This is a genomic window from Methanosarcina mazei S-6, from assembly GCF_000970205.1.
Lineage (GTDB): Archaea > Halobacteriota > Methanosarcinia > Methanosarcinales > Methanosarcinaceae > Methanosarcina > Methanosarcina mazei.
The window spans coordinates 2362226-2378361 of record NZ_CP009512.1; the positions used below are offsets into that span (position 1 = coordinate 2362226).

The following is a 16136-nucleotide window of genomic DNA, read 5'->3' on the forward strand; positions in this document are numbered from 1 at the left end:
GCCAGTATCACGCCTCATTTCACAGAAAATCCTGAGTTTTCCGGAGTCGGACTGCAAGTACAACAGCTCGCTGTACAGTACAACAGCTCTCTGTACATTTCTCTCACTATGCTTTGATAAAAAGGACTAAAAAATGGATAAATTATAATCATTTGCCGTAAAATCTCATACTCCATGCCCAAGGCAGGGCCATAAGAAAAGATGCAGAAGATTTTTGCTCGTGGTCATATGTAACGTGGTCAAATGTAAAGAAGAAAATGAAAATGAAAATGTAAAGAAAAAAATAAAAAACACACATGATATTCTTGGAATAACATGCCCAAAAAATGAAAGTCTTTTTCACTTAGCTTTTTTGATAATAGAACTCCATCATTACCTTTGGACAGGAAGGTTGTTTTTACTTTGGTTCTCCGAAGCCGTCAAAAAACTAACCATTGAATTGCCATCGAAGGCCCAGATGTGACCTTGATCACGGATGCCAAATTGCCTTTGAAGCAATTCTACTGTCCTGGAAATGATGGAGTAATGTAAATTGGACGGAGAAATAAACAAATCTTGTGGTTTAGACATTCACAAACGTTTTGTTATTGCTACTATCCTCAGTAGATCCGGTGAAAAACAACAACATCGTTTTGCCAGAGATGATGATGGGATTTTAGATCTTAAAAATTTGGTAACCTCTGAAAAATGTGATGTTGTTGCCTGTGAATCAACAAGTGATTTCTGGGTTCCGATTTATGAGGCATTGATAGATCATTTGCCTGTTATAGTTGGAAATGCTCGAGATATGAAAGCATTTACACATAAAAAAACAGATAAAATAGATTCCGAAGTAATTGCAAAACTTGCGTTGAATAAGATGGTTCAACCATCAAGAGTTTTTCCGAAGAAACATAGAGAATTCAGGTCATACGTCAGGCTTCGCCTAACTCTTGTAAGAAAAAGAACGGACGTAACTATTCAGGGTATAGTTAACGGCGCTCTCTTGAGCGCCGCTATAATACCCTCCAAAACAGGTAATCCGTTCTTTCTAATTGTAGAGATGTAAGCTCTAATTCTGCAGAAAGCTTCCGCTCCTTGTATAGTTCTGAAAGTTCCTGATATTTTCTGCTGTAATTTCATCATCCTGATATCTCTTTCTGCTTGATTATTCTCAAACGGAACTTTCAAATCTGTCAGGAATCTCAGAATATTTTCTTTGTGTTCTATAAACCTATCTAGCAGATTCCTTGCTTTTGTTTTTGGATTTTTTCCACGTTTTCCTTTCTTTTCAGGATTTAGAGATTGTGGATTTTCTTCAATTCCTTTAATTATGATAGCATCGAACCTTTCTTCCAATGCTTTAATTTGCTCAAAATCCAGTTCTTTGACTTGATCCTTGCATTCGTCGGTATACTTTTTCATCTCAGTGAGCAATTCATTCATTTCTTTAGCCCACTGCTGTTTATAGTTCTCTTCAATTCCAGTAAGTTCTCTCTGTAAATGAGCATTACAGAGAGCATGATCACAGTCATAAACGTTGTAAGGTTTCCATCCGTCGTGAACTGCTACTCCCTTAAACTCCGGAAGAATACCCATAGCGTCTATTGCTTCTGCTCCTCTTTTTGAGTGAGGTAAATAACAGGTGTATTTCTCATTAGAAGCTACATGAAGCCAGTGTCTTTTTCCTTCAATCTTCATACCAGTTTCATCAAAATTGATTACAGGCGAGGCTAATAACTTCTCTCTAATAACGTTTTCAAATTCCTCTAAATTCTGGAAACATTCTCTTTCTGCTCTAATTATCGTAGCAGGACAGATTTTTATTCCCATTATGTCCTCAAAAAATTCGGAAATTCTTTCATAGGGGATAAAATGGTGATTTTTACAGTAAATAGCTGAAGCTAAAATATTTGGACCATACTGAACTGGATATTTAACTGATTCAGGAAAAACAGCTTTATTTATTTTTCCACAGTAAGGGCAGGTCTTTATCTGACTTTTGTGTTCTGTAACAATCAGATTTACAGGAGGAATATCAAAGACCTGTCTTTTCTCATAGGCTTCAACTTCAACATTCTCAAGAGTATGGCCACATTCTTTGCAGCAACTCAAAGAATGTTCTATTACCTACTCAGGATGATCAACCATTTCAAGAGTTGTTCCTGGATGACCATCTTGACCTCCAGGTTTTTTGCCACTCTTTTTACGGAGACTCTTGGGGTTAGGTTTCTCCTTGATAAAAAAATCAGTAGAAGGAGGGCGACTGCTGTTACGACTGTTTTGGTTTAAACGAGATTCTAATACCTTTACACGTTCTTCGAGTTCAGCAATACGAATAGATTGTTCTTCTATGATAGTCTCAAGCCTCTGGATTACAGAAATTACAGCTTCAGGACCAGCGTCATAAATGATAAGAATCTCTTCACGTGTAAGCATAATAACGAAAGGAAATAGGATTCAATTTATATGCAATTTTTCCTCGAAAAGAGGAAAAATTGTAGCCTTTCAAAGGCTCTACCTGAATAGTTACGAACGGACATTAAAAATGAAGCTCATGCAATTCTTTCCTCCGAAATGTTACATCTGGGTGATGTTCTGACTGACATTTTTGGAAAAAATGGTAGAGCAATTCTAGCAGGAATCTCTTCAGGTAAAAATATTGATCAAATTATAGAGTCGCTTTCTCCAAATGTTCGGAAAAAGAGTGTTCAGATAAGGGAAATTCTGGATAGAGAAGTATCACAGAGTGCTGCAATAAGGCTTCAGATATGTCTGAAATCCTTATAAAACATTTAGATGAAGAAATTGAAGTTCTTGAAAGAGAAATTTTCAATTATGCTTATCAAAAGCATAAAAGGGAAATGGAAATTTTGATGTCAGTTCCAGGTATTGGAGAGCTTGGTGCGGCAACTCTAATTGCTGAAATAGGAGATTTCAGGGATTTTCCAACGGGAGATAAACTTGCTTCATGGCTTGGAATAGTTCCTAATGTGTATCAATCTGCAGATAAATACCATAACGGAAGAATCACTAAGAGAGGATCAAAAGTAGCAAGGTGGATTCTAACTCAGATTGCTCAAGCAGCAGCAAGAAAGAAAAATAGCAGATTAAAGGAGTTTTTTAACAGGAAAAAGAAGACAATTGGATATGCTAAGGCAATTATTGCCTTAGCAAGGAAAATTGCAACAATAATATGGCATTTGATCACAAACGATGAGATGTACGAAGATGAAACAGGATACCAAAAGGGAGAAGTTAAAAAGAGAAAGATTGTTGAGGCAGACATATTCTCGGTTGATGAAAGGATAACAATAATTAGTGGAATTATCGCAATTATGGGAAAAAAGGAAGGAGAGAGTACGTGATGAGTTTTCTCATCATGGACTTTCATGCCAAAGGAAGGAGAGAGTACGTGATGAGTTTTCTCATCATGGACTTTCATGCCAAAGGAAGGAGAGAGTACGTGATGAGTTTTCTCATCATGGACTTTCATGCCAAATGTAAAGAAGAAAATGAAAATGAAAATGGAAATGGAAATAAGAATAGGGAAATGTAAATAAGGAAATAAGTAAAAAACTGAAAATAAGTAAAAAGCCGAAAAGAATGAAAATAAAAAAGGTAAAAAATTAGAAAACTGCATTAAAAAGGGTTAGAGCTGCACATAATGTGCAACTTCGCCAAGGTCTTCTTCTATTCTGAGAAGCTGGTTGTATTTTGCAGTTCTCTCGCCGCGTGCCGGTGCACCGGTCTTTATCATTTCAGCTCCTATTGCAACCGCGAGGTCTGAAATGGTCGTATCTTCAGTTTCTGCAGAGCGATGGCTTACAATTACTGTGTAGCCGTTTCTGGAAGCCATGCTTGCGGCATCAAAAGCTTCCGAGATTGAGCCAATCTGGTTAACTTTGAGAAGGAGGGCATTTGCTGCTCCCATGTCCACTCCTTTTGACAGCCTTTCAATGTTTGTGACAAAGAGGTCGTCACCTACAATGATTGTGTCCCAGAGTTCATTGGTAAGCGCTTCAAAGTCTTCGAAGGCTTCCTCATAGAAGGGGTCTTCAATAGAAAGGATCGGGTAAGAGTTTACAAGCTCCACATAATAGTCAAGCAGTTCAGGAGCAGCCAGTTTCTTCCCGTCAATGTTATAGAATTCCTCTTCATAAAACTCGGTTGCTGCGGCATCAAGACCTATTGTGACCTCAGACTCGGTATAGCCTGCTTCTTCAATTGCGTGTACGAGCGCATCAAGGGCTTCTGTGGACTCGCCCATTTTTGGAGCGTACCCGCCTTCGTAACCCACGTTAGTAGAAGAGCGTCCGTATTTATTCTCCAGGAACTTCCCGAGGGTCTGGTAAATCTCAGCCCCGATCTGAAGAGCTTCGTAGAAGGTCTCTGCGCCTTTCGGCTGAATCATGAATTCCTGAATTGCAAGCTCGTTTCCTGCATGTTTTCCTCCATTCAGGACATTCATTGTGGGCACTGGGAGGGTAAAAGCGTTGGAGCCGCCGAAATAACGGTAAAGCGGTATATTAAGAGAGTCAGCTGCAGCTTTTGCAACTGCCATGGATACGCCAAGAATGGCATTTGCTCCAAGGTTAGATTTGTTTTCGGTCTCATCGAGCTCTATCATAAGCTCGTCGATTTCCCGCTGGTTTCGCACATCAAGTCCAAGCAGTTCCTTCTGGATAATGGTATTTACGTTCTTGACTGCGGTCAGGACTCCTTTTCCTCCGTACCTGTTAGGATCTGCATCACGCAGTTCAAGGGCTTCGTTAGTACCCGTGGAAGCTCCTGAAGGAACACTTGCCCTGCCAAATCCTTTAGGTGTAAACACATCAACTTCAACTGTGGGATTTCCCCTTGAGTCCAGGATCTCCCGAGCATGTATCTTTTGGATCTTATATTCTCCAGAATCCTGCTGTAAACCGATATACGACATCATTTCACCCTTTCTAATCTCTGACTATCTATACATATATTCTGTTATTTGAACTTGACTTTTAGTTGATCTATGCGTCAGTTAATCTAAGCGTTACATGTCCGAATTGTATTTAATTCTTTATCCGGTTCGGACGAATAATTTAACTGAGTGATGTGCCTGCATTTTCCGGAAGAGATATTCTTTTTCAGAGGAGACATTCCTTTTTTATTCTTCTACAACAATTCTATCTCAGGGCAGCAGTATGTAAGGAATCTCATTTTAAGGAATCCTGTTTTGAGAATTCACACATATCTTTTCAGAGCAAATCTTCCCCATTTAAAGGATAGAAGAGATTAATGCGCCTAAAGCCGATTATTTATTTATCTGAAGTATTTATTTCCAGCTTTCAAGGACATCTATCTCCCGGAACAACAGAACCTCTTTTTTTGTTTCCTGAATGTCTATTTTCTGCTTAAGAGATGTTTATTCCTGCAAACCCATGCTTTAAAGGTTTTGGTTAGAACTACAAAGTCTATTTTTTTCTGGAGATTTGTTCTTCAAGTCTTTTATACACAAACTCCATGAAAAAGGAACTACTAGGGTTAGATACCTTTTTTATCTGGTTACAGTACCCAATTTATTTAAAAAAATAATTTTATCTACATAAAATATATAAACCTGAAAGTATTATTCATTCTCGATGACCGAAGATTCTCCAGTTAATTTAACCGAAAAAGAGTATTCAATCATTGATATGCTCCAGAGCCTGGGACTCCCGAGGACAGAGGCCACCGCAATCGTATGTTTAAAAGACTGTAAAGAGCTCAGATCCCTTCACATCGAACTCGTTTCCGGACTCAGACAACCGGAAGTGAGTGTAGCCATGCGCCCTCTAAGGGATAGGGGCTGGGTGGATGAAAGGTCCGAAAAGAAGAATAAAGGAAAAGGCAGACCTGTAAAATATTACCAGTTAACTGTTCCATTCCCGAAAATAGTACAGACTCTGGAAGAGGAATTTTTAAGAGATAATACCGAGAAGATGATTGCACTAAAAAGATTACGGGAACTGGAAATCATAATGCAAAACTAGCCTTACTGCAGTTCTAATTCGGAACAATTAAGTTTGAATAACTGAAAAATAAGTTTCTTAAAAATGGAAATGGGACAATTTGCTAGATCTGTTTTCCATCATTTTCAGCTTAAACTGGCCGGTTCCAGAACAATACTATATTTATATCAATTGGAAAATATTATTCGTTATCAGGGATCTGTATAAAGCTCACGGGGGCAAACCCCTGCTCCGGATCCATTATCCTTCTGGCAGAAATTCCTTCTAACTCGAAAATAAATACTTCTACAACCATGAAAACTTCACTTTCCCCTCGCAGGCAACCCAGTTTAATGTCATCACCCCGGGCTGTCCCTGCATGAAGGTGAATTTTGGGCTCCCCGTCCTCCTGAAAAATGTCCCCGATCCCGAGAATCTCACGGGCGTCACTGAAGCCGGTCCAGACAGGTTCAGGAGGCCTTCTGTTTTCTTTCGGACCTGCAACAAGTTTTCCTTCCTTCAATGCACCCAACAGCATAAACACAGCAGACTCGATCTTCTCAAGTTCTGCAAGTTTGATAAGTTCAAGAATCAGGTCATCCCCGTGGTCAATCCTTACGGTAAAAACCCTTCCTATCCTTCCTTTTGCGTACTCCATTATTCCCCCTCACTGATCCGTTATTTTTCCGTCCACAATTTTGATAACCCTGTCGGCTTTTCCAGCCAGCTCTTCATTATGGGTTACCACAATAAATGTCTGATTATACTCCCTGTTCAGTCTGCGGAGAAGTTCATAGATTAAATCCCCTGTTTTCGTATCAAGGTTGCCTGTTGGCTCGTCTCCGAGCACGATTGCCGGGGAACAGCTGAGAGCCCGGGCTACAGCAACCCTCTGGTTTTGCCCGCCTGAAAGTTCTCCTGGCCTGTGGTCTATTCTGTCTGCGAGCCCGACCTCTTTAAGGAGTTTTTCTGCAACAGACTTTGCTTCATCCCTGCTCTTTCCCGCAATCAGGAGCGGCATCATTACGTTTTCGAGAGCAGTAAAATCGGGAAGAAGATGGTGGTACTGGAAAATAAAGCCAAGCATCCTGTTTCTCACTGCGGAACGTTCCTTATCCGACATCTTTGTTACGTCCCTGCCGTCTATAAGAAGAGTTCCTGAGCTGGGCGTGTCCAGCAGACCTATGAGATGCATAAGTGTGCTTTTGCCTGAACCAGAAGGACCTACAATTGCAACAAATTCCCCTTTTTGAATTATCAGGTTTGCGCTGTCAAGAGCGCGAAATTCAACCCCGTTTTTGTAAGTTTTGGTCAGGTTCTTAAGCTCTATAATTGGGATTTCGTCTGTCATGCTTTTCCTGCGATTTCAAAACTTCAGTCTTAAAAATAGAGGAGTTCTTAAGTAAAGAGCTTTTGGGAACGGGATAGGAAGCATATTAAAAATTAACTGCCTGTGTCCGGCAAATTCTATTTTAAAGCCTGGACCCTGGAGCACCTATCGTAATATCGCTGATCATTTTTGTTGTGCCCATTAATATATCACCATTATCGAATTGCACAGACCATAAACCTATCAGAGTACTGGCTGGTTATCGGTTTTTAGACTCTGGTCTCCGGTTCCATTTCTACTCACGAGATAAGCTGCTGTAAGAATTAACACGCAGCCCAGGAGAGTCGAAATATAAAACGGGCTTCTCAGGACAACCGTGTCAAAGAAGATTCCTGATACGGGTTCCAGAAGGGCAAGAATGCTGCCAGTCTGAGCTTTTATGCCTGAAATTCCCCTGAGGTAGAGGATGGCAGCGAAGGTTATAGTTATACCAAAGAGAAACAGAGTATCGAAATTCTTTAAGAATACTGAGGCAGGAGTTAAAAGTGCTGACGGCAACATAAAAAGAAGGCTTACTCCGGTCAACCAGAAAGTCTGGGAGATCCCTGTATAGTCATGCCTCAGGTAACGGATCAGAATTATTGTCGTACCGAAAGAGATTCCTGAAAGTATGCCGTATAACAGGCCCTTTATGAACTCGGAGCCTGCATTAATGTTAAACAGAATTTCACCGGGACGCGTAATAAGCAATACCCCCAAAACCGAAAGGATGAGAGGCAGGAAACTTTTACTGCTGCCCTTCTCGCCGAGAATTGCCGGAGCAAGCAGATTGACATATACCGGAGCCGTATAAAGGAGAAGGACGGCAGTGGAAATCCCGCTGTGCCTTATAGCAGATAGATAGCATATTCCTGTTACAGCATTAAGGAAACCCAGCAGTAAAAGATATTTTCTGTTCCTGCGAAGTCTGAGCTGTTCCAGGCTTCCGCTCAGCAGCAGGTAAAAGAAAATCATGAATACGCCGAATAAAAGCCTGCAGAATAAAACGGACCCTACAGACATATCCTGAACCCGGTCCAGAAAAACCCCAATGGTACCGTAAATGATGCTGCCTGTTATGACTTCTGAATATGACTTGAAAGAATTTTCCTGAACTGGCACATTCGAGAAATAAAACACTGTGGATATATATTTTTTGGAGTAAGACCGGGTTTTCAGCGGGATTTTTTCCTGAACTCAGAAATATAAAAAGAAAGAAGGGAATTTATTTTCCCTGAGGTCTTAAGAGTTCTTTTTTCCAGAAAGGCAATTTTATACTGGAGGCCAGTTTTTCCCCAAAGATAAATTTTCTGAGAAACACACAGTTATCAAGGCTTATCACAATTGCTGCTGCAAGGATAAAGAAGCATCCGATAAGCATTCCACTGTGTACATCGCTCCCCAGCACAGTGTAATCGAAGAATATGCAGGAAACAGGCTCAAGAAGGGTCAGGATACTGCCTGTGATGGCACTTACTCCTGCAACCCCTCTTATGTAAAACACTGCACCTATACCTGTAATCATTACTCCGAAAAGCATGAGGGTATAAAGGTTTTCTACAAGAACCTGTCCTGGCAGGGTGACTGCAAAAGGAGACAGGAAGACCAGACTGATCACACTCTGCCAGACCAGCTGGGTAAGCCCGTTGTATTCGTTCCTCAGGTAGCGGACGGAGATAATGACACCGCTGCTGAAAAGGCCGCCTACGAGCCCGAAAACCACACCTTTGAGATAGTCGCTTCCGAATGCAATCTGTTCAAAGCCGCCTTCAGGTCTTGTTACGTAAAATACACCTATGAGGCCAAGGAAAAGGGCAAAAATAGTTTTCTCAGTATTCTTTTCTCCAAGAAGAGCAGGAGCAAGGAAAGTCAGGTATATGGGGTCAGTATAAAGAAGAAGAACGGCAGAAGAAGCCCCGAGATACCGGATTGCAGAATAGTAGGAAAACATCTGTGAAACATATAAGATTCCTAAAAGAAGAAGATATTTTTTCTTCTTTTTTAACGCAAGTTGACTGAGGTTTCCGGTAATTGCAAGATAGCACAGTATGGCTGACAGCCCGAAGAGGACTCTATAGAAAATAATGGAGCCAACAGACATGTCCTTAAGATATTCCATAAAAATTCCGACGGTACCATAAATAACACATGCGGTGAGCAATTCAAGGTGATGTTTAGAGGCAGCAATCATGCTATATGAGGGGATACGAATGTATATATATTTTTAGTAAGATAACAACAATTCCAGTAGTATAACACTTTGTAAAAAAATTTATATATTTGGTATGAAAAATATTATTATATTTCAGCGCAGGTTAACACTTAGCATATTCATTTCGGAGATATATTTCAGCGCTTTTTTAAATTGAGAACAACATGTTGTCTGCTTCCTGTCCTGTAGATTGTAAGCCCTTTCAATCCCTGTTTCCAGGCATAAATCAGAGCTTTCCCTATATCCTCTTTTCCAGCATCTACAGGCATGTTTATGGTTTTTGAGATCCCTGCATGGCAGTGTCTCTGAAAGGCTGCCTGTATATCTATATGAGTTTTCCAGTTAATATCAAGGGCTGACCTGAAGAGCCCTTTTTCTTCCTCGCTCACTATTTTTGAATCTGTTATGTCCTGCAGAGTTCCGTGAGCATATACATGCTCAAGCAGCCGATTGTAATCAGGTTTCGAAAGCTTTTGCTTGAAATGCGTTTCAAAAAGGGGATGCACAAGCATGAATTCCTTTCCAGCTATCCTGGCCCGCCTGTAAACCCAGCTGAAAACAGGCTCAATTCCTGCCGAGCAGCCGGCGAGGATGCTTATAGTGCCAGTAGGGGCAATTGCAGTTAATGTTGCATTTCTTACTGGAAATTCCCATATTGAGTTTTCGTATTCCGGAAAAGGCCCTTTTTCGGCTGCAAGTTTTTCTGACTCCCGGATAGCAGCCCGGTTAATCTGGCCCATAAGTTTTTCTGCAAGCCTGAGAGCTTCTTCCGAGTCATAGGGCAGCCCGAGTTTCAAAAGCATATCATGAAAGCCCATGACTCCAAGCCCGATTTTTCGTGTCTTTTTTGTTGCCTTTTCAATCTCCGGGACAGGATAAACATTTACATCGATTTCATTATCCAGGAAACGGACAGCTTTTCGGACTGCTTCCCTGAGTGAGTCCCGGTTAACTTTTCCTTCCTCAACAAGTATGGAAAGGTTAATGCTTCCCAGGTTGCAGGACTCAAAAGGCAGGAGAGGTTCTTCTCCGCAGGGGTTTGTCGCTGAAATGTCTCCAAGTGCAGGTGTGAAATTGTCCCTGTTTATGTGGTCATAGAAAAGAACCCCCGGCTCTCCATTTCTCCAGATCCCCTCGACGATTTCGGAAAATATTTCTCCTATTTTTGTGCCTGTTTCTGTATTCCAGACCTCATCCATCCTTCCTTCGTCAGCCAGGCTCATGAAAGAATCGGTAAGCATGACAGAGATATTGAAATTACTCAGAACTCCTTCAGTACGTTTTGCCCTTATAAAAGAAATAATGTCATTATGGGAAATATCGAGAATCCCCATATTGGCGCCTCTTCTTTTCCCAAAATGTTTTACAATCTCGGTAGCCTCATTAAAGAGCCGCATTAAAGCTACAGGTCCGCTCGCAGTACCCACACCTGAGACAGTAACAGAGCCGTCGGGCCTGATCTTTGAGAAATTAAAACCCGTACCTCCTCCTGTCTTCTGTATAAGGGCAGCAGTCTTGACAGAATCAAATATTTTTTCTATTCCGTCCTCAACAGGTATGACAAAACAGGCTGAAAGCTGGCCTGAAGGTGTCCCCGCATTCATAAGAGTTGGAGAGCTTGGAATGAAGGCTTTACTGAGAATAATGTCAAGAAACTCGGTATACTCTCCCCGGTTTAATGCAATTGCTTTCGCTACCCTCTTACAGACGTCCTCCCAATCTTTCTCTCCTTCCTGAAGGTACCTGGATTTAAGAGTCTCAATTGCAAGAAGATCAAATTCTTCTCCGGTTTCAGACACAAAAATCGCTTCTCCCGCATATTCAGCAGTTTTTACTCACAGTTTTTAATGGAATTTCCTGTTATGCGTGAATTATTATACATTTCCTGTTACGCGTAACTTGTTATACATATCCTGTTATGCGTGACTTGTTACGCATTCCTGTTACACGTTACCGTTGTTTTCTAAAAACATCTTATATTTCTTATTGGACGGTATTTTTTATCAGTATATCCGAAAATCCGGTTAGAACGTATAATCAGAAACAACAATAAGTTTCATTTGAACCGACTAATATTTTTGCAGTACTTGGTTTTCGCAGTTCTTGATTATAGTTTCCATTCTGTCTTCAATTGTTTTCATTCAATTTTTTCATATTTTGGCAATTATTTAAATCGGTTATTTTTCTTCTTTTTCGTCGTGGGAAGGGCTGCAACCCACTATAATATAAACCTGGAATTCTCCTATAGCAGGTACAAAAAATGAAAGTTAAAAAAAGTATAAAAATGAAAGTTAAAAAAGGCACAAAAAACAAAGTAAAAAATAACAAATAAAAAAATAAAAATTTAAAAGAAGTGTTGAATGGTCCGGTTACTCAAAACTTCAGACCAGTTCAGCTTTTATGATTTTTACTTCAGTTTTCGGACGGTCCTGACGGTCAGTCTTTACTTTTCCCATGGCATCGACGACATCCATGCCTTCCACCACCTTTCCAAATACAGGGTGCATTTTATCAAGGTAGTTATTATTTACGAGGTTGATGAAGAACTGGCTCCCGCCAGTGTTTGGTCCTGCGTTTGCCATGGAAATAGTGCCCTTGTCGTTCCTGTTGTGCTTTGTGAATTCGTCAGGGATCTCATAACCTGGCCCTCCAGTGCCCGTTCCAGTCGGGTCTCCGCCCTGTATCATGAACTTGTCAATTATCCTGTGGAAAATTACGCCATCATAGAAGCCCTGGTCCACAAGTTTTGCAAAGTTTCCTGCCGTGATCGGCATATCTTCAAAAAGTTCGATAGTGATGTCACCCATAGTGGTATGAAAAACCACTTTCTTTCCCTTCCATACAGCCATTTCTGTTCCTCTTTCGGTCTTTTAATTAGATTTATATGTGTGCCTGTCTTTTTGCCGGCTTCTTTGCACTCTATGCTCGCCTTACATGTAAATCCTGCGCTCCTCGAGTTTCGCCTCGGGAGTAAGACGTCCTTTTCGCTACTCTCAAGCGACTTTTTCTGCGAGGTATAACTCGCATCTGAAAGCAAAAGGATTAATTTACGAATCATCGAAGTGAGCTTCCCCTGAAGGCTAATTCAGGACTTCACAGCATTCCATTTATTAGTTTTTGCCATGTTTATGTTGCTGGACCGGGTCTTTAAAGAGTCTCAGGCGGGAGTCTCAGGCAGAAGAGATTTCCTTACTTCGGGCACTTCAGGAGAAAAAAGCCAGTTGTACATAGTGTTTAAATTCCTGATTATTACTCATGATTTAAGGCGCCCGAATGCCCGGTTAATAGCGTATCTGAGGGGGAACTGAAAAGCCTGTATAAAAATTCAATAAAAATTCGTTCGTTGTTAATATAAGAATAAAATTATAATTCCAATTTTTGCGATTATTTAAAGTTTTTGAGTGAGAGGAGGAGATTTTACTCTCATACAGTACATTTTACTCTCATACAGTACAACCTGACATTTTATTTTCCAAACTTTCAGTATAACAGATGGCTTGATTTTACTGGATTTTACTAGATTTTAAAAAATCTATATGGACTTCAGGTTATTTTGACCTTTTTTCGGGATTTTTTGACATTTTTCCAGGATTTTTTGACATTTTTCCAGGATTTTTTGACATTTTTCCAGGATTTACACTTCTTCGATTATTTTATTCAAATACTTACATTTTTATAGAGTGATCAGATTATATTATAATGGGAAGAAAGCAGGTAAATTTTGTCAAAATTCTTCAAAAATTGTTAAGATTTGATACATGCCACATAAATCGGTCTAAAAGTTCTGATGAACGCAGTGGGGTAGATTTTTATGAGCAGAGGTCAGGTTTTTAGCCTGTGGTTAGCCGCAGGCTTCTTCATCCTTCTGGCTGTGTATCCGGCTTCAGCTGAAACGGTTACGGATGGGACAAGTCCTGAATATGAAGAAGGAAAAATAAACTTAACAGAATACTCAGCGAATTCTTATAATGAAACCGAAAGTATTGAGACTGAGCTGGGGCTGGGCTTCAAATTTCTGAAATCCATGCTTAGCCTGCTTCACCTTAACCTGAATCTTATAAATGAAACTCTCAGTGAACGCTCTGAAGAATATCCTTTCCTGCAGCCCACAATAGAAGGAACATCTACAGGGATAAATGCTGTTAACTCAACTATTGATTTTGTGGATGATCCGACAAACATGAGTAAAGCAAATGCCACCATGCATACGTTTGACAGCGCCATTGAAGACCTGAACGCAAGCCTCGTATATCCACAGGATATGCTTGATGCTGCAAATGCAACCCTGGGGAGCCCTGAAGCCACAACACCGATACTTGAAGACATGTACAGAATAACCAGGGCAATGATCACTGTTTACGACCACATGGAAAATTAATAAATATTCAAAAAAATTTTAAAATAGGAATCCACAACTGTTAAAAAAGCTCAAAAACATAACGGCATGTCTGATGAATTAAATACACCATTTAATCATGAAATATATCTTTGCAGGATAAAAGAGGGACAGGTCCCTGGCTCTTGCCTTCATTCTGACAATTTTATTTCTGAACGACCTTTTCCTGCAAATACTGAAAATTTTTTATTGAACAGCCTGATGTTTTCCACGCAAATATCCTCAATCACCTGAGGCAAATAAGGATCTATTTTTATACTCTGGCTTTTGCGGTCAGGTTCAAGTCCTAAAATAAGCCGTAAAAATAGCATGCTTGCACCAGCAGCCCACGCCTGAGGTATGGATGAAGTCGGATACGACACTGGGAAATCAACTTCAGTCCTCTGGTAGCCTGCAAATACCTCAGGGAACCTGCTGTCAAAATATTGAGAAGCTTCCAGAAGGTTTGTTATTATCCGGTTTGCTTCATCCCTGTACCCATATTTTATAAATCCCTCTGCGATTAAACTGTTATCATGGGGCCATACCGTCCCGTTATGATACTCAATAGGATTATATCCCCTGTCGTGACTGGATAGCGTGCGAATTCCCCAGCCGTTATAAAGGTCCCTGCTCATCAGTTGTTTGACGATAATACCAGCCCTGTCATCTTCAACTATTCCGCTCCAGAGAAGATGCCCCATATTTGATGTCATTGAATCAATTTTTTCCTTGTTTTTGTCCAGCCCAAGAGCAAAATACCCTCCCCTGTCCTCTATCCAGAAATCTCTGTTAAAACGCCTTTTTAACTCTTTTGCCTGATTTCTCAATTCTTCTGCAAAAGAGGGGTCATCCCAGACTTCCTCCGCCAGTTCGGCAAGCCTGATCTTCGCGTCATAGATATAACCCTGAAACTCAACCGTAGCTATGGGAGCTTCGGCAAGCCTTGAATCACTGAAAATCATACTGGTGCCAGAATCTTTCCAGCAGTGGTTATCAAGCCCTTCTTTTGATCTTTTCTTATATTCTACATACCCGTCGCCGTCCATATCCCCAAAATTGTCAATCCAGTAAAGGGCTTTTAGCGCTGGTTCCTTAAACTCATTAACAAATTCTTTATTGCCTGTCCATTTAAATACCTCGTGGAGCAGGATAAGGAACAACTGACAGGTGTCAGCAGATCCGAAATACGGGCTATAAGGTTTCTTTCCCAGTAGCGTTTTTTCTCCAAACCTTAGTTCATGAAGAATCTTTCCTGGTTCTTCATCCTTAAAATAATTATATTCTTTTCCCTGAAGATTTGCTAAATTTCTCAATGTATTGAACGCGATATCCGGAGCAATAAAACAGCACTGGTAAGATGTGATTAAACTATCACGGCCGAATAAAGCCATGTACCACGGCATGCCTGCTGCTATTACAGGTTTTTTTCCCGGGGCTATGTAAAATCTGAGTGCAGCTAAATCCATCAAGCTGTGCCCATATGTCCTGGATAAAATGCTGCAATGCCCGGTTAACCTGGGGACCCTGTCCAGCCATTCCTGCAGGGATTTATGTAAAAATATTTTATTTTCATCAAGATCTTTACATAAATATTCAGGCTCTATGATGTCATCTTCCCAGACAGGACGAATCGTCAAACAGGTCCTCCAGACCTCTTTTGCAGGAATATTAATATTGAAACTTATTTTTTTATTTTCAATTTGCGCTCCGGATTCACATTGAATTATAGTTTTCCTGCATATCCCGTTAGCCCGATATACAAAAATATGCTGATATTCTTCCGGATTAATCTCAATAACAGGTTTTGCTTCCGGATCCTGAGAACTTTTTAATTCTATGATGTCCACAAAGTCAGCATCAAGCTGTACTGATAAGGTTAAATCCACAGGTTCAGTTTTATAATTATGTATTATAATTTCTTCTCTGGCTCCGTTGCCTGCTGCACGTCTTCTAATAATCGTAATGGGGTGGGACTCAAATATGGATTCAAAAGGAAGAGTAGCATAATGAGTTGACCAGAAATAATTCACTTCCTTTGCGCTCAATATAGATAGATCCTGATCATTTATTTTCAAAATCAGCTCAGATAAAAAACGTGTATCCCTGAAGAAAAAGCCAAGACTGCGATTACCCTTCTGATGTATATTTCCAACAGGATCTGATATGATGAATGTTTCTCCGTTGACGATTCGTATTTCAGATTTTGTTTGATAGGTCACATTTCTCTCT

The 16136-nt window shown here is 40.4% G+C and carries 11 protein-coding genes and 3 pseudogenes; 5 read left to right on the forward strand and 9 right to left on the reverse strand.

The annotated features are described in order from the left end of the window. Nucleotides 1–532: 532 nt before the first annotated feature. Nucleotides 533–955 (forward strand): annotated as a pseudogene (locus MSMAS_RS10100) (IS110 family transposase); the annotation flags it as partial. Between the two features lie 5 nt (nt 956–960). Here the strand turns inward: MSMAS_RS10100 and MSMAS_RS10105 are convergent. Further along, a pseudogene (locus MSMAS_RS10105) lies at nt 961–2418 on the reverse strand (IS66-like element ISMma15 family transposase). Nucleotides 2419–2511: 93 nt separating this feature from the next. On the opposite strand from MSMAS_RS10105, the pseudogene MSMAS_RS10115 reads away from it, so the two are divergent. Continuing rightward, nucleotides 2512–3347: pseudogene (locus MSMAS_RS10115) on the forward strand (IS110-like element ISMma5 family transposase); the annotation flags it as partial. Then, nucleotides 3347–3538 carry a hypothetical protein gene (locus tag MSMAS_RS10120; protein ID WP_048046533.1) on the forward strand — a complete coding sequence of 64 codons (192 nt, stop codon included), beginning with the start codon at nt 3347–3349 and terminating at the stop codon, nt 3536–3538. The pseudogene MSMAS_RS10115 and the gene MSMAS_RS10120, both read left to right, overlap by 1 nt. A 93-nt stretch (nt 3539–3631) precedes the next feature. On the opposite strand, the gene eno is transcribed toward MSMAS_RS10120, so the two are convergent. Then, nucleotides 3632–4918, reverse strand: a complete 1287-nt coding sequence (gene eno / locus MSMAS_RS10125) for a phosphopyruvate hydratase (protein WP_011034744.1) — start codon at nt 4916–4918, stop codon at nt 3632–3634. A 682-nt stretch (nt 4919–5600) separates the two neighbouring features. Here eno and MSMAS_RS10135 point away from each other — a divergent pair. After that, a complete protein-coding gene (locus MSMAS_RS10135; protein WP_011034743.1) occupies nt 5601–5990 on the forward strand; it encodes a transcriptional regulator in 390 nt (129 codons plus the stop codon). A gap of 160 nt (nt 5991–6150) precedes the next feature. On the opposite strand, the gene MSMAS_RS10140 is transcribed toward MSMAS_RS10135, so the two are convergent. The 6 genes from MSMAS_RS10140 to MSMAS_RS10165 all read right to left on the reverse strand — a co-directional run bounded on the left by MSMAS_RS10140 (nt 6151) and on the right by MSMAS_RS10165 (nt 12378). Next, entirely contained in the window at nt 6151–6606 is a 456-nt protein-coding gene (locus MSMAS_RS10140; protein WP_011034742.1) for a PPC domain-containing DNA-binding protein, read from the reverse strand. A 9-nt stretch (nt 6607–6615) separates the two neighbouring features. Beyond that, nucleotides 6616–7299, reverse strand: coding sequence for an ABC transporter ATP-binding protein (locus MSMAS_RS10145; RefSeq protein WP_011034741.1), 684 nt, complete (start codon nt 7297–7299; stop codon nt 6616–6618). A gap of 222 nt (nt 7300–7521) precedes the next feature. Beyond that, a complete protein-coding gene (locus MSMAS_RS10150; RefSeq protein ID WP_011034740.1) occupies nt 7522–8439 on the reverse strand; it encodes a DMT family transporter in 918 nt (305 codons plus the stop codon). A gap of 103 nt (nt 8440–8542) precedes the next feature. Then, nucleotides 8543–9508 (reverse strand): DMT family transporter, encoded by a 966-nt coding sequence (locus MSMAS_RS10155; protein ID WP_011034739.1) that lies wholly within the window; start codon nt 9506–9508, stop codon nt 8543–8545. A 158-nt stretch (nt 9509–9666) separates the two neighbouring features. Then, nucleotides 9667–11328: an adenosylcobalamin-dependent ribonucleoside-diphosphate reductase gene (locus MSMAS_RS10160; protein ID WP_011034738.1), complete on the reverse strand. Its 1662-nt coding sequence runs from the start codon at nt 11326–11328 to the stop codon at nt 9667–9669. A gap of 582 nt (nt 11329–11910) precedes the next feature. Then, nucleotides 11911–12378 carry a peptidylprolyl isomerase gene (locus tag MSMAS_RS10165; RefSeq protein WP_011034737.1) on the reverse strand — a complete coding sequence of 156 codons (468 nt, stop codon included), beginning with the start codon at nt 12376–12378 and terminating at the stop codon, nt 11911–11913. A gap of 962 nt (nt 12379–13340) precedes the next feature. Here MSMAS_RS10165 and MSMAS_RS10175 point away from each other — a divergent pair. After that, entirely contained in the window at nt 13341–13907 is a 567-nt protein-coding gene (locus MSMAS_RS10175; protein ID WP_011034736.1) for a hypothetical protein, read from the forward strand. Nucleotides 13908–14056: 149 nt separating this feature from the next. Here MSMAS_RS10175 and MSMAS_RS10180 read toward each other — a convergent pair whose 3' ends face one another. Next, on the reverse strand, nt 14057–16126 hold the full coding sequence (locus MSMAS_RS10180) for an amylo-alpha-1,6-glucosidase (RefSeq protein WP_080942077.1): 2070 nt from the start codon (nt 16124–16126) through the stop codon (nt 14057–14059). Nucleotides 16127–16136 lie beyond the last annotated feature (10 nt).

Coding starts and splice junctions, on each gene's coding strand:
- MSMAS_RS10120 (WP_048046533.1), top strand. CDS start 3,347: ATGAGTTTTCTCATCATGGACTTTCATGCCAAAGGAAGGAGAGAGTAC.
- eno (WP_011034744.1), bottom strand. CDS start 4,918: ATGTCGTATATCGGTTTACAGCAGGATTCTGGAGAATATAAGATCCAA.
- MSMAS_RS10135 (WP_011034743.1), top strand. CDS start 5,601: ATGACCGAAGATTCTCCAGTTAATTTAACCGAAAAAGAGTATTCAATC.
- MSMAS_RS10140 (WP_011034742.1), bottom strand. CDS start 6,606: ATGGAGTACGCAAAAGGAAGGATAGGAAGGGTTTTTACCGTAAGGATT.
- MSMAS_RS10145 (WP_011034741.1), bottom strand. CDS start 7,299: ATGACAGACGAAATCCCAATTATAGAGCTTAAGAACCTGACCAAAACT.
- MSMAS_RS10155 (WP_011034739.1), bottom strand. CDS start 9,508: ATGATTGCTGCCTCTAAACATCACCTTGAATTGCTCACCGCATGTGTT.
- MSMAS_RS10165 (WP_011034737.1), bottom strand. CDS start 12,378: ATGGCTGTATGGAAGGGAAAGAAAGTGGTTTTTCATACCACTATGGGT.
- MSMAS_RS10175 (WP_011034736.1), top strand. CDS start 13,341: ATGAGCAGAGGTCAGGTTTTTAGCCTGTGGTTAGCCGCAGGCTTCTTC.